The sequence below is a fragment of the Novosphingobium profundi genome (assembly GCF_018491765.1).
Lineage (GTDB): Bacteria > Pseudomonadota > Alphaproteobacteria > Sphingomonadales > Sphingomonadaceae > Novosphingobium > Novosphingobium profundi.
Genome location: NZ_JABWCU010000023.1, coordinates 73,724 through 86,321, shown reverse-complemented (window position 1 = coordinate 86,321; position 12,598 = coordinate 73,724). Strand labels below are relative to the sequence as shown.

Genomic DNA, 12,598 nt, shown 5'->3' with positions numbered 1-12,598 from the left:
TCGCAGACTTGGCGCTGCGAGTCGGTGACAGGTAGAAATCAATCGTGTCGCCCCGCTTGTCGACCGCCCGATACAGGTAGGTCCATTTGCCCCGCACCTTGACGTAAGTCTCATCGAGGCGCCAGCTCAGATCAAAACCACGCCGCCAGAACCAGCGGAGTCGTTTCTCCATCTCCGGCGCGTAGCGCTGCACCCAACGATAGATAGTCGTATGATCGACATCGATCCCACGCTCAGCCAGCATTTCCGCGAGATCACGATAGCTGATGCCGTATCGACAATACCAGCGCACCGCCCATAGGATGACCTCTCCGGTGAAGTGCCGCCCCTTGAAATCGTTCATCGCAACCGATCCTGCCAATCCAGCAGCCCAATCTTGGCCACTGCGCCAGAGTTTGCAACAGAGCCATCAAGGTGAGCTGCTGCGGCACTATACCCTCAGCGATGAGGATCTCGGGCATATCCGCCAGCGCCGGCGCGCCCACAATCGTTTTGGCTTCGCGCTGCAACTGTGCGTCCTGCGCTACCCGGGCCGGGTGCTCGCTCCTGGCGAGTTGATCCCGGCGCAGGTATCGGATTTCGTCGCGGCCCAGCTCGGTCTGACCAGCGACGATCTACTCCTCTATGCCGCGCGCGAGGAGACCCGGCACGAGCATCTGGCGGACCTTCGCCGAATCTACGGCTATCGCTCCTTTTCGGGGCGGGGCGCACGGGATTTGCGCGAATGGATCGCTCGGGAAGCCGAGGCGGCGACATCGAATGAGGATCTTGCCCGTCGCTTCGTTGCGGAGTGTCGCCGCACCCGCACGATCCTTCCCGGCTCCTCGACGATCGAGCGCCTTTGCGCCGATGCGCTGGTTGAGGCCGAGCGCCGGATCGAGGATCTTATCGCCCATCGCATCACGCCAACCCTGAGCGAGAATTTGGCTCACCTGTTGGAGGATACGGTGGATGGTCGCGTCACGCGCTTCGTATGGCTGCGACAGTTCGAGGTTGGCGCAAATTCAGCAGCCGCTAACCGGCTGATGGATCGACTGGAATATCTTCAAAGGTTCGATCTTCCGGCGGATTTGCTGGACGGCGTGCCGGCGCATCGTGTGACCCGGCTTCGCCGGCAGGGCGAGCGCTATTACGCCGACGGCATGCGTGATCTGCCCGAAGACAGGCGGCTTGCGATCCTCGCTGTCTGCACCCTGGAATGGCGGTCATCGCTGGCCGATGTCATCGTGGAGACCCACGATCGCATCGTAGGCCGTCTCTATCGGGCCTCCGAACGCCTTTGCAACACCAGGATCGCCGACGAAAAGGCGGCCGTTCGGGACACGCTGAAGTCCTTTGCCGAAATCGGTGGTGCTTTGCTTGGAGCGCAGGACGATGGCACGGCCCTGGACGGGATAATCGCCACCGGGCCTGGCTGGGAACGGTTCAGAACCCTTGTCGCCACGGCCTCCGCGCTGACCAACGTGCTCGCGGCCGACCCGCTCAGCCGTGTGCTGGACGGCTATCACCGTTTCCGCCTCTACGCGCCCAGGATGCTGCGCCTGCTCGACATGCAGGCGGCGCCGATCGCCACGCCTCTTCTGGCGGCCGTTGCGATGCTGCGTAACGGGATCAAGGTCGATCCGCCGGTGGATTTTCTACGTCCCAACTCGAAATGGCATCGTCATCTTCGCGCTGAGCCCAGCGGCGACCACCGGCTTTGGGAAATCGCGGTGCTGTTCCACATCCGCGACGCCTTCCGGTCCGGTGACATATGGTTGGCGGGATCGCGCCGCTATGGCGACCTCAAGCAGCTTCTGGTCCCGCCACAGGCGATAGAGCAGACCGCGCGGCTCGCCGTGCCGCTGCGACCCGGCGAATGGCTGGCCGAGCGCAGGGCTCGACTGGATACACGGCTGAAGGAGTTTGGCCGCGCGGCGCGAACCGGCACGATCCCAGGCGGCATCATCGAGAACGGCAAGCTGCACATCGACAAGCTGAGGGCCGACACGCCCGAAGGGGCCGAGGATCTCGTGCTCGATCTCTATCAACAGCTCCCGCCCGCGAGGATCACCGATCTGTTGCTGGAAGTCGATGAGCGAACCGGATTTTCCGAGGCGTTCACGCATCTGCGCACCGGCGCGCCCTGCAGCGACCGGATCGGCCTGATGAACGTGTTGCTGGCGGAAGGCGTCAATCTCGGTTTGCGCAAGATGGCGGCGGCGACCAACACGCACAGCTTCTGGGAATTGCTGCGGATCGCGCGCTGGCATGTCGAAGGCAGCGCCTATGATCGGGCGCTCGCCATGATCGTGGAGGCCCACGCCGCCCTGCCCATGGCCGCCTTCTGAGGACAAGGGCAATCGGCATCCAGCGACGGGCAGTTCTTCCTTGCTACCGAGCAGGGCGAGGCGATGAATCTGATCAACGCGAAATATGGCAACGTCCCGGGCCTCAAGGGATACAGCCATGTGTCCGATCAATATGCGCCGTTCGCAACCCAGGTGATCCCGGCAACGGTCAGCGAGGCTCCCTATATCCTGGACGGGCTGCTCATGAATGACGCGGGCCGCCGCGTTCGCCAGCATTTTGCCGACACGGGCGGCTTCACCGATCATGTGTTCGCCGCCTGCGCCTTGCTCGGCTACAGGTTCGCCCCCCGTATCCGCGATCTCCCTCAGAAAAGACTCTATGCCTTCACGCCCAACGCGACGCCGGCCAATGTGCGAGCGCTGGTCGGAGGTAAGATCAATGAACCGCTCATCGAGCGCAACTGGCCCGACATCCTGCGCATCATGGCGACGATCGCAGCGGGGATCGTCGCCCCCAGCCAGATTCTTCGCAAGCTCGCCTCTTACCCGCGCCAGAATGAGCTGGCCCTCGCATTGCGAGAGGTGGGCCGCATCGAGCGAACCCTGTTCATGATCGACTGGATTCTTGATGCCGGCCTCCAGCGCCAGGCTCAGATCGGCCTCAACAAGGGTGAGGCCCACCACGCCCTAAAGCGCGCCATCAGCTTCCACCGCCGAGGTGAAATCCGGGATCGATCCGGCGAAGGCCAGCACTATCGCATCGCCGGAATGAACCTGCTCGCCGCCATCATCATATTCTGGAACACCATGAAGCTCGGCGAGGTCGTCAATACCCGGGCCGCCAGCGGTACCCATATCGCGCCTGATCTACTCGCCCACGTCTCGCCGTTGGGATGGGAACACATCAATCTAACCGGGGAATATCGCTGGCCCAAATCCTTAGCGTAGGATTCCGCCCCCTCCCGCAAACGCCCCCTACGATTGAGAAGCGCGGCGGAATCTCTTAGATTGATCGCTGGAGGCTTTGTTCGCGGAGACGCGCACATTGCCTTCTTTTCGTTTTAGGAAGCGCTGCCCTAAGCGACAGAAGCCAGAGCTTTGACAATGCGGCATTCCGCGATGGAGCCGACCATGTATCTTGATCCTATCGGTGCAGACACGCGATGATGGCGGTCACGACGGCGGTGGTTTCCGCGACGTCGCGCACCCTCACTGTGTCGAGGCCGATTTCAGCAGCGGGATAGTCATTCCCACCGGGGAATATCGCATCCCCAATGAACAGCATCCCGTCGAGCGGGACACCGCTCTCGGCACTCAGGCGCTTCAGGCCATAGCCCTTGTCGATCCCTGCTCTGGTCACGTCGATCGATGTCGTGCCACCGAGATTGATCGAGAGCTCCGGCAGCTTCGCGCGCAACGTGGCCTGCAACGCGGTCCTCTTCTTTCGGTCAGGATCCCACGCTTCCTTTTCCTTCAGCGGCGCTGCCTGCCCCAGGCCCGAAAAGGTGATCTGGCTGCCCCGGTCCTCGATCCGTTCGCCCCAGATACGTTCGTCGGCGAGACCGGCATCGGTCAGCGCCTGATCGAAGGCCGTGCGGATCTTCGCCTTCTCCGCGTCGTCGAACAGTTCGGCATAGACCGCGCGCCAAGCGCCATTGATGAACCGATAGAGTTTCGTGCCTGTGGTCGGCATCAACCAGAGACGGTCGAGCGCGACGCCGGCAGGAAGGCGCGAGGCGATCTGCTTTTCGAACTGCGGCCAGTCCCCGCCCGAGATCACCGCCACATCCGTGATGGCGAGCAATCGGGCGAGGATTGCGGCCATATCCTCCGATAACGGCCGCTTGCTCTCGGCAAGCGTGCCGTCGAGGTCGAAGGCGATCAGCCACTTCATGCCGCCTTCCCTGCCGGATCGCGGTAGGCGAGCAGCCTGAGCGCATTGATGACGACGAGCAGCGTCGATCCCTCATGAACCGCCACCGCTGGCCCAATGCCGAGGCCGAGGATGGTAGCAGGCACCAGGAAGGCGACGACACCCAGGCTGACGAAGACGTTCTGCCGGATGATTCCACGGGTATGGCGGCTAAGACCGACTGCGAATGGCAGGTGCGCCAGATCGTCGGCCATCAGCGCCACGTCGGCTGTCTCCAGCGCAACGTCCGACCCCGCCGCGCCCATCGCGATGCCGACCGTGGCGCTTGCCATCGCCGGCGCATCGTTCACGCCGTCGCCCACCATCGCGACCTTGTCTTCGCCGGCGAGCTTCTTGATCGCGGCAACCTTGTCTTCGGGCATGAGGTCGCCCCACGCTTCGTCGATCCCGACTTCGTCGGCGATCGCTTCGGCGACTTTCTGGTGATCGCCGGAGATCATTATCATCCGCGACACGCCCATCTCGTGCAGCCGACGCAACGCGGTCTTGGCAGCTTCGCGAGGCGTGTCCATCAGGCCGATCGCGCCCAGGTCGCGGTCCCCCTTGCGGACCACCATTGTCGTGCGGCCGTTCTCGCGCAGCTTCGCGATTGCGTCCTGCGCGCCCTGCCCCAGCGCCGGAATGCCCTCACTTCCGAACATCTCGGCCTTGCCGATCCACACCGTCTCGCCATCCACGCTCGCGGTGACGCCCCGACCGGTCAGGCTCTTGAGGTCGCCGGCAGTCGGCACGGCACGATCGTTCAGACGTTCGCGGCCGTCCTTGACGATCGCTTGGGCCAGGGGATGGTCGCTCAACGCTTCGACGGCGACAGCCAGCGCCAGCAACTCGCCTTCATCGGCGCCATCGACGGGCACGACATCAGTGATGCGCGGACGACCTTCGGTCAGCGTGCCCGTCTTGTCGAAAGCGATCGCTTTGAGCGACCCGAGGTTTTCGAGCGGTGCACCGCCCTTCACGAGCACGCCGCCCCGCGCTGCACGGGCAACGCCCGACAGGACCGCGCTCGGCGTTGCGATCGCGAGCGCGCACGGGCTTGCCGCCACCAGCACCGCCATCGCGCGATAGAAGCTGTCGCGGAACGGCTCGTCGACGACCACCCATGCGAACAGCAGGAGCACTGACAGGACCAGGACGGCGGGCACGAAGATCCGTTCGAACCGGTCGGTGAAGCGCTGCGTCGGCGACTTCTGCGTCTCCGCTTCGCTCACCATCTTCACGACCTTGGCAAGCGCGCTTTCATTGGAACGGCGTGTCACCTCGATCTCGATCGCGCCGCCGCCGTTGATCGTACCAGCAAAAACCCGGCTTTCCGCGTCGACTGCATCGGGCTTGGCGCGTGCCGCTGCGGCATCTGCGACCGGCACCTTGTCGACCGGGATGCTTTCACCCGTGACCGGGGCCTGGTTGATCGCGCTGGTGCCCTTGATGACGAAGCCGTCGGCAGGCAGGCGCTCGTTCGGGCGGACGATGGCAATGTCCCCGACGACCATCTGCTCGACCGGGATTTCGCTGGTCTGCCCGCCGCGTCGCACGGTCGCGGTTTCGGGCGCGAGCTTCGCCAGCGCCTCGATCGCCTTCTTGGCGCGGCCCATTGCATAATGCTCAAGCGCATGGCCGAGGCTGAACAGGAACAGCAGCAGCGCACCTTCGGCCCATGCGCCCAGCGCAGCGGCGCCGGCCGCAGCGACCAACATCAGCGTGTCGATCTCGAACTTCTTCATCCGGAGGTTGTCGATCGCCTCGCGCAGCGTGAAGAATCCGCCGAAGAAATAGGCTGCGATATAGCAGGCGGTCGGCAGCCATTCGGGCGCGCCAGCGACCAGCCTCTCGATCGCGTAGCCGATCCCCAGCAGCGCGCCACAGGCGAGCGCGAAGATCAGCTCGGTATTGGGGCCGAGAAATTCGGCGTGGCTATGGTCGTGGCCATCGCCGGGGCCGTGCTTCTCTTCGCCCGCGCCGTGGCCCCCGGGGCCGTGGTCGTGGCCGGCATGTTCATCGGCAGCGACCCGCTTGCCCACCCTCACCTTCAGCTTGCGAAGCGCAGCGCGCACCTCCTCTTCGGTGGTTTCGCGGCGATCATATTCGACCCGGACAGACCCGCTGGTGCTGGCGCTTGCCTGGACCACGCCGGGCAAGGCGCACAGCGCATCGCTGACCGTGCGCGCCCGACGTTCGTGGTTGATCCCCGTCACCTGCCAGATCGCATGGCCGTAGCGCTCGGTGATTTCGGCACCTGCGGCGCGCACCATTTCGCGCAACCGTGGCAGCGGCAGCTTGGCGGCATCGAAATGGATGCACAGCGCCGCTGGCGTGTTGCCGTCGAGACAGATCACATGCGCCCGCTCGACACCTTCGCGCTTTGACAGGGTTGATACGAGACGGTCCAGGCAGGCATCGGCCGCGTCAGGAAGGTCCGGCAACAACACTGGAATGTCGAGTTCGAGCTTGTCGTTCATGACGACCTCCTTTCGCTTTTCTTGGTTTCGGCGCGCGCGTCGCGCAGGATTTCGACACCGCCCTTGATGGCGATGATGGCGGTGGCGAAGCCGACCAGCAGGTCCGGCCAATTGGTACCCAACCACAGCACCAGCACGCCGGCGATCAGGATGCCGCCGTTGGAAATGAAGTCGTTGAAGCTGAAGGTGGTTGCGGCCCGGAGATTGACGTCCGGATCCTTGAGGCGCTGGAGCAGCCGCAGGCAGAGGTAATTCACGACGCCGGCGATCGCGGACATGACCATCATGGTAGGTCCGATGGGCTCGCTGCCCTGCACGTAGCGCCGTCCGACATCGATCAAGATGCCGCCCGCGAAGATCAGCAGCATGACGCCCGAAGCGACCGCGGCGCGTGTCTTCCATGTCTGGCCCCGGGTGAGCGCCACAAGGCTCAGCGCATACACAGCCGTATCGGACAGGTTGTCGACGCCGTTGGCGATCAGCGCGCTCGAGTCCGCGAAGAAGCCGGAAACGAAGAAGCCCGCAGCGATCGCCGCGTTCAGCAGCAGGACGATCCACAGTGTGCGGCGCTCCTGCCCGCCATTGTTGTCGTTGCCCGGGATCATCCCATCATCTCCTCAAGTGTCAGCAGGGCCAGGAAGCCGACGAAAAACATCGAGCTGATGAGCGGGGTGTCGGGTTTCTCGTGCGCCTCGACCAGCAACTCCTCCGTGACGAGGTAGAGCAGCGCCATCAGCCCGAAGCTGAGGAAGCCGGCGATCATCACCGGCGACAGCGCGGCGACCGGCACGGCAGCGAGCGCGCCGATCGGCAGCAGCAGGGCCAATGCCGAGACGATCACGATGATGCGCAAGCGCGAGCGATAGGTTTCCGCCAGCTCGTCGGTCAGCGTCAGTCCCAGAAATAACACTTCCAGAGTGAGCGCGATCGTCAGCAGGAGACCTGCCTTCTCGCCCGCCACGAAAGCGAGGCCGAGCACCAGGCCGTCGACCAGAATGTCGATGCCGATCGCGGCGAGTAGCGCCATCGGCCCCTTGAAGCGGGCCTCAAGAGCCTTGAGCCCCAGCATGGTCGCGACGCCCGCCGCCCCGCCGATCAACGTCGCGCTGGGCGATGCCTCATGCTTGACCTGCGGCAGGATTTCGGTCGCTGCCGCCGCGAACACGACGCCGGCAGCGAGATGCTGTAGGCCCGCCACGAGGCCAGGTTTCAACTTGGTGCGGCTCGCGACAATCGCGCCGAGCACGACCGCCAGCACAGGCGCAAGCGTATAGAGCAGTGCCTGCATTTCCTAGGACTCCTCCGGGGTTCGGTGGCAGACGCGGATCTTCCCGCGTCGCGTGAACGCGATCGATCCGCCCGCCACGACAGCCCGCGAATGGTCGCCGCGAAACTCGTCACCGGTTCGCTGTGCGCGCAGGATCTCGGTCCTGCCCTTCGGCAGCCAGGTGACGGCCATTTTCAAGCCGTCATCGATGAAGTCGACATCGGCGCGTGTGCCGTCGTCGCAGTACATGATGCGCTGCGCGATTAGTTTCGACGTCAGATGCTTTTCATGCGCCGGCTCGGTAGGCTGGGTCGGCGCTGGATTACACGCCCCTATAACCGCCCCGGAGACGAGAACGACGCCGAGGCGCGCGATCGCCAGACCGGCCCGATTCAGGCCGCACAAGGTTGTCACATTTGAAATCGACGTGTCAGACATCGGTCTCTTCCGACGAAGCGCCCTGTGGCGTTCGAAGGCAGGGCAGTTCATCGCGTGCCTTCCCGCTCGCAGATCCGGGTACGGCCATCGCCTTCCACGATGGTGAGCTGCGACCCCTTGAAGGTCGCGGTGGCTGTTTCGCCGACATATTGCAGGCCCTGCGCTGGCGCGGTCAGCATCATCGGCGGTCCCCCGTTGGAGCGCCGCAAATCGATCTGCAGGCCGTTGTCCTTGTAATCGACGAACAGCGGTTCCCCGTCGGAACAGCGATATCTATGCCGCCCCATTTCCCCGGTCGCCACGGCGCTGTCGGACGAATGGAACTGCTGCTCCGTTGGCGGGGCTGGCGGCTTTCTTTCCGAGCACGCCGCGAGTCCGACAACGAGGATGACGGCGGGCAGCACCCGCTTACAGTGCATCATCATCCCGCCTTCCTCCTGTAGCGGAAGGGGACGCGCTGACGATTGATAGCCCGGGCAGGCTGACCTACCCGCCAGCGGAGATAGGTTGCGAGGCGATCGTCAGATTCGACCATCAGGGATCGCAGGCGGCGCAACATCATCGCCGCGAACGGCAGGGAGAGCGCCCCGCGCAGCGTGCAGCTATGCGTTAGCCTGGTGCCGCCATCGTCCCCCGCCAGCTCGTACCGCTCTTCGAGCGTGAACAGATAGGGGATGCCGCAGGACCAAGCGAAGGCGTGCGGTTTATCGAATCGATCAATCCGTGCTGGCGTCCGAATTGGCCGGGTGATGCCCTGGATCGCAAAGGTGCATTCTGTGTCGCCGAGCCGGGACGGATCATCGAGAAATACGAGCGGACTCCACGCCCGGCGATGATCCGGATCGGTGAGTGCCGACCAGATGCGCAGTGGCCCGCCGTGAAGCATCGAGCTGGTTATGGTGCGAGGCATATCCCCATCTCCCAGAGATGGGCGGGGCGATCGCGGATCGCCCCGCCCATCCATCAGGCCAAGTTGTTCACGAAGGTCTGACCGTGGTCGTCCCCTTCATGCTCCTCATTGTAGTGCTCGGGTTTCTCGATCACTTTCTGCCCGAACCGGGCATAGAGTGTCGGCAGCACGAACAGCGTAAGAAGCGTCGCCGAGATCAGACCGCCGATGACGACCGTCGCCAAAGGCTTTTGAACCTCTGCGCCGGCGCCTTCGCCCAGCGCCATCGGCACGAAGCCGAGGCTGGCGACTAGCGCGGTCATGATGACGGGTCGCAGACGCTGCATCGCGCCAACATGCGCGGCTTCCTCGCGGCTCATCCCTGATCGGATCAGATCTTGGATCGAGCTGACCATGACGAGGCCGTTGAGGACCGCGATGCCCGAGAGGGCGATGAAGCCCACTGCCGCCGAGATCGAGAAGTCCATGCCCCGCAGGAACAGCAACAGGACGCCGCCCACCAGCGCGAAAGGCACGCCGGTGAACACGATCGCGGCGTCGCGGACCGATCCCAACGCCCCGTAGAGGAGCAGCAGGATCAAGATGAAGCAAGCCGGAATGACCAGCTTCAGCCGTTCGCTTGCCGATTGGAGGTTCTCGAACTGGCCGCCCCATTCGAGATAGGTGCCGGCAGGCAGCCGGAGTTGGCTGCCGATCGCCGCCTGCGCATCCGCCACGACGGATCCGACGTCGCGGCCACGCACGTTGGCTTGCACCACCACGCGCCGCTTGCCGTTCTCGCGGCTGATCTGGTTCGGACCATCGACCACCTTGATCTCGGCGACGCTGGACAGCGGTACATAGCCGCCGCCTGCCACCGGCACCTGCACCTGTTGGAGCAGGCCGATGTCGGCACGCTGCGCCTCCGACAGGCGGATCACCACGGGGAAGCGACGGTCGCCCTCGAAGATCTGGCCCGATGTTCGCCCGCCGATCGTCGCAGTCACGGTGTCCTGCACATCCTGAGCCGTAACGCCCAACCGCGCCATCGCGTCGCGGTTGACGCGAATGTCGAGCATGGGAAGACCGGTCGTCTGCTCCACCTTCACGTCCGCTGCGCCTTGCGTTCTGCGCAGCACCGCCGCGATTTGCTCGGCCGTCCGGTTCATCTGGTTGAAGTCGTCCCCGAACACCTTCACCGCGATGTCGCCGCGCACGCCGGCGATCAGCTCGTTGAAGCGCATCTGGATGGGCTGGGTGATCTCGTAGGCATTTCCCGGAATCTTCGCGAGATTACCCTCGATCCGGCTGACCAGCTCCTCCTTGGGAAGCTCAGGATCCGGCCAATCCTTGCGCGGCTTCAGGATGACGAACATGTCGGTCGCGTTCGGCGGCATCGGGTCGGCCGCCAGCTCGGCGGTGCCCGTCTTGGAATAGACGAATTGCACCTCCGGCTGCTTCGACATCATCCGCTCGATCGGCACCTGCATCGCCTGGCTCTGCTGGACCGACGTTGCCGGAATGCGGAGCGACTGGATCAGCAAATCGCCTTCGTCGAGCTGCGGCAGGAACACCGAGCCGAGCGTAGTGAAAGCAAGCGCCGCCACCACAAGGCTTCCCACGCCCGCACCGATCGTCAGCGCCGGGCGCTTCATGGCCCGGTCGAGACCGGGTTCGTAGCGCTTCTTCAGCCACGTGATGATGCGGCCGTCCTTCTCCTCGACCTTCTTCGACAGCCAGATCGCAATCATCGCCGGCACGAAGGTGAGAGAGAGGATGAAGGCGAAGGCGAGCGCGATGATGACGGTCAGCGCCATCGGTCCGAACGTTTTACCCTCCACGCCGGTCAGCGTGAGCAGCGGTACGTAGACGAGGATGATGATTGCCTGCCCGTACACAGAGGGACGGATCATCTCACGCGCAGCGGCTGCCACGGTCGCGAGCCGTTCCTTGACGCTGAGCAATCGGCCTTCATGATGCTGTTGCTCGGCAAGCCGGCGCAGCGCGTTTTCGACAATGATGACGGCGCCGTCGACGATCAGACCGAAGTCCAAAGCCCCAAGGCTCATCAGATTGGCCGAGACCCCAGCGCGCAGCATACCAAAGCCTGTCAGCATCATGGTGATCGGGATGACCAACGCCGCGATCAGGGCCGCACGGAAGTTGCCGAGCAGCAGGAAGAGCACGACGATGACCAGCACCGCGCCTTCGGACAGGTTTTTCGCGACCGTCTTGATCGTCGAATTGACCAGCTCGGTGCGGTTCAGCACCGGCTGAATTACGACGTCAGGAGGCAGCGAAGCGTTGATCGTCTTCAGTTTCTCAGCGACCGCGGTCGACACGATGCGGCTGTTCTCGCCGATCCGCATGATCGCCGTGCCGACGACGACTTCGGTACCGTTCTCCGATGCCGAACCCATGCGGATCGCCTGACCCGTCTTCACAGTCGCAACTTGTTCGACCGTGATCGGCACGCCGTTACGTGTCGCGATCACGGTCCTGGCCAACTCGCTGGCATTGCGAACGAGCGCATCCGAGCGAACAGCCAGACCTTCGCCATTGCGATTGACGAAGCCACCGCCGACGCTGGTGTTATTGCGCTCCAGCGCATTTCCCAGGTCCGTCAGCGTGATGCCGAGCGAGGCCAGCTTCTGCACGTCGGGCACGACGAGGAACTGCTTGGCGTAACCGCCAATCGAGTCGACACCGGCGAGGCCCGGTGTGGTCTTCAGAAGCGGCGTCACGATCCAGTCCTGCGCGGTGCGCAGGTAGGTCGCCTTGTCCTCTTCGGTCGTCAGTCGCTCGCCCTCTGGCGTGATGTAGCTGCCATCGGGCTGTTGGCCCGGTTCACCGGGCTTGTGCTTGTCGTCCTCGCGATGATCGAGACGAACGGTGTACATGTACACCTCGCCCAGGCCTGTCGCGATCGGACCCATTTCAGGGTTCACGCCGTCGGGCAGATTCTCTTGCACGCCCCGCAGACGCTCGCCCACCTGCTGGCGGGCGAAATAGATGTCCGTCGCGTCCGAAAAGACCGCCGTGATCTGCGCGAAGCCGTTGCGGCTCAACGAGCGCGTATATTCCAGGCCGGGGGTGCCGGCGAGCGCGGTTTCGATTGGAAACGACACCTGCTTCTCGACCAGCTCGGGCGAGAGGGCAGGCGCGCGGACGTTGATCTGGACCTGATTGTTGGTGATGTCCGGCACCGCGTCGATCGGTAGCCGGTAGAGGGAAAAGGCGCCGATGGCGGCGACGATGACGGTGAGGAGCAGGACTAGCCAGCGCTTCTCGACCGCCCAGGTTACGATACGGGCGATCATG

9 protein-coding genes and 1 pseudogene are annotated in these 12,598 nt (G+C 64.0%); 1 reads left to right on the top strand and 9 read right to left on the bottom strand.

What is annotated here, in order from left to right; translation table 11 throughout:
• Positions 1-343 (bottom strand): IS6 family transposase (locus HT136_RS22510; RefSeq protein WP_214202083.1); only part of this gene is annotated, 343 nt, incomplete at its 3' end.
• Positions 344-383: 40 nt separating this feature from the next.
• On the opposite strand from HT136_RS22510, the pseudogene HT136_RS22505 reads away from it, so the two are divergent.
• Positions 384-3,239: pseudogene (locus tag HT136_RS22505) on the top strand (Tn3 family transposase).
• 196 nt (positions 3,240-3,435) lie between these two features.
• On the opposite strand, the gene HT136_RS22500 reads toward HT136_RS22505, so the two are convergent.
• From HT136_RS22500 to HT136_RS22465, 8 genes are read right to left on the bottom strand one after another with little or no spacing between them, the layout of a single operon-like run.
• On the bottom strand, positions 3,436-4,185 hold the full coding sequence (locus HT136_RS22500) for an HAD-IIB family hydrolase (protein WP_004212890.1): 750 nt from the start codon (positions 4,183-4,185) through the stop codon (positions 3,436-3,438).
• Positions 4,182-6,683 (bottom strand): heavy metal translocating P-type ATPase, encoded by a 2,502-nt coding sequence (locus HT136_RS22495; RefSeq protein ID WP_004212886.1) that lies wholly within the window; start codon positions 6,681-6,683, stop codon positions 4,182-4,184. Before HT136_RS22495 ends, HT136_RS22500 begins: the two co-directional genes overlap by 4 nt.
• Positions 6,680-7,288, bottom strand: a complete 609-nt coding sequence (locus HT136_RS22490) for a cation efflux transmembrane domain-containing protein (RefSeq protein ID WP_004212885.1) — start codon at positions 7,286-7,288, stop codon at positions 6,680-6,682. Before HT136_RS22490 ends, HT136_RS22495 begins: the two co-directional genes overlap by 4 nt.
• A complete protein-coding gene (locus tag HT136_RS22485) occupies positions 7,285-7,971 on the bottom strand; it encodes a ZIP family metal transporter (RefSeq protein ID WP_004212882.1) in 687 nt (228 codons plus the stop codon). Before HT136_RS22485 ends, HT136_RS22490 begins: the two co-directional genes overlap by 4 nt.
• 3 nt (positions 7,972-7,974) lie before the next feature.
• Positions 7,975-8,388, bottom strand: a complete 414-nt coding sequence (locus HT136_RS22480; protein WP_004212881.1) for a hypothetical protein — start codon at positions 8,386-8,388, stop codon at positions 7,975-7,977.
• A 47-nt stretch (positions 8,389-8,435) separates the two neighbouring features.
• Complete coding sequence (locus tag HT136_RS22475; protein ID WP_039396774.1) at positions 8,436-8,813, bottom strand: hypothetical protein; 378 nt, start codon at positions 8,811-8,813, stop codon at positions 8,436-8,438.
• Positions 8,810-9,298 (bottom strand): SRPBCC domain-containing protein, encoded by a 489-nt coding sequence (locus tag HT136_RS22470; protein WP_039396771.1) that lies wholly within the window; start codon positions 9,296-9,298, stop codon positions 8,810-8,812. The genes HT136_RS22475 and HT136_RS22470 overlap by 4 nt, the downstream gene beginning before the upstream one ends.
• Positions 9,299-9,351: 53 nt before the next feature.
• Entirely contained in the window at positions 9,352-12,597 is a 3,246-nt protein-coding gene (locus HT136_RS22465; protein WP_039396767.1) for an efflux RND transporter permease subunit, read from the bottom strand.
• Between the last annotated feature and the right edge of the window lies 1 nt (position 12,598).

Coding starts and splice junctions, on each gene's coding strand:
- HT136_RS22500 (WP_004212890.1), bottom strand. CDS start 4,185: ATGAAGTGGCTGATCGCCTTCGACCTCGACGGCACGCTTGCCGAGAGC.
- HT136_RS22495 (WP_004212886.1), bottom strand. CDS start 6,683: ATGAACGACAAGCTCGAACTCGACATTCCAGTGTTGTTGCCGGACCTT.
- HT136_RS22490 (WP_004212885.1), bottom strand. CDS start 7,288: ATGATCCCGGGCAACGACAACAATGGCGGGCAGGAGCGCCGCACACTG.
- HT136_RS22485 (WP_004212882.1), bottom strand. CDS start 7,971: ATGCAGGCACTGCTCTATACGCTTGCGCCTGTGCTGGCGGTCGTGCTC.
- HT136_RS22480 (WP_004212881.1), bottom strand. CDS start 8,388: ATGTCTGACACGTCGATTTCAAATGTGACAACCTTGTGCGGCCTGAAT.
- HT136_RS22475 (WP_039396774.1), bottom strand. CDS start 8,813: ATGATGATGCACTGTAAGCGGGTGCTGCCCGCCGTCATCCTCGTTGTC.
- HT136_RS22470 (WP_039396771.1), bottom strand. CDS start 9,298: ATGCCTCGCACCATAACCAGCTCGATGCTTCACGGCGGGCCACTGCGC.
- HT136_RS22465 (WP_039396767.1), bottom strand. CDS start 12,597: ATGATCGCCCGTATCGTAACCTGGGCGGTCGAGAAGCGCTGGCTAGTC.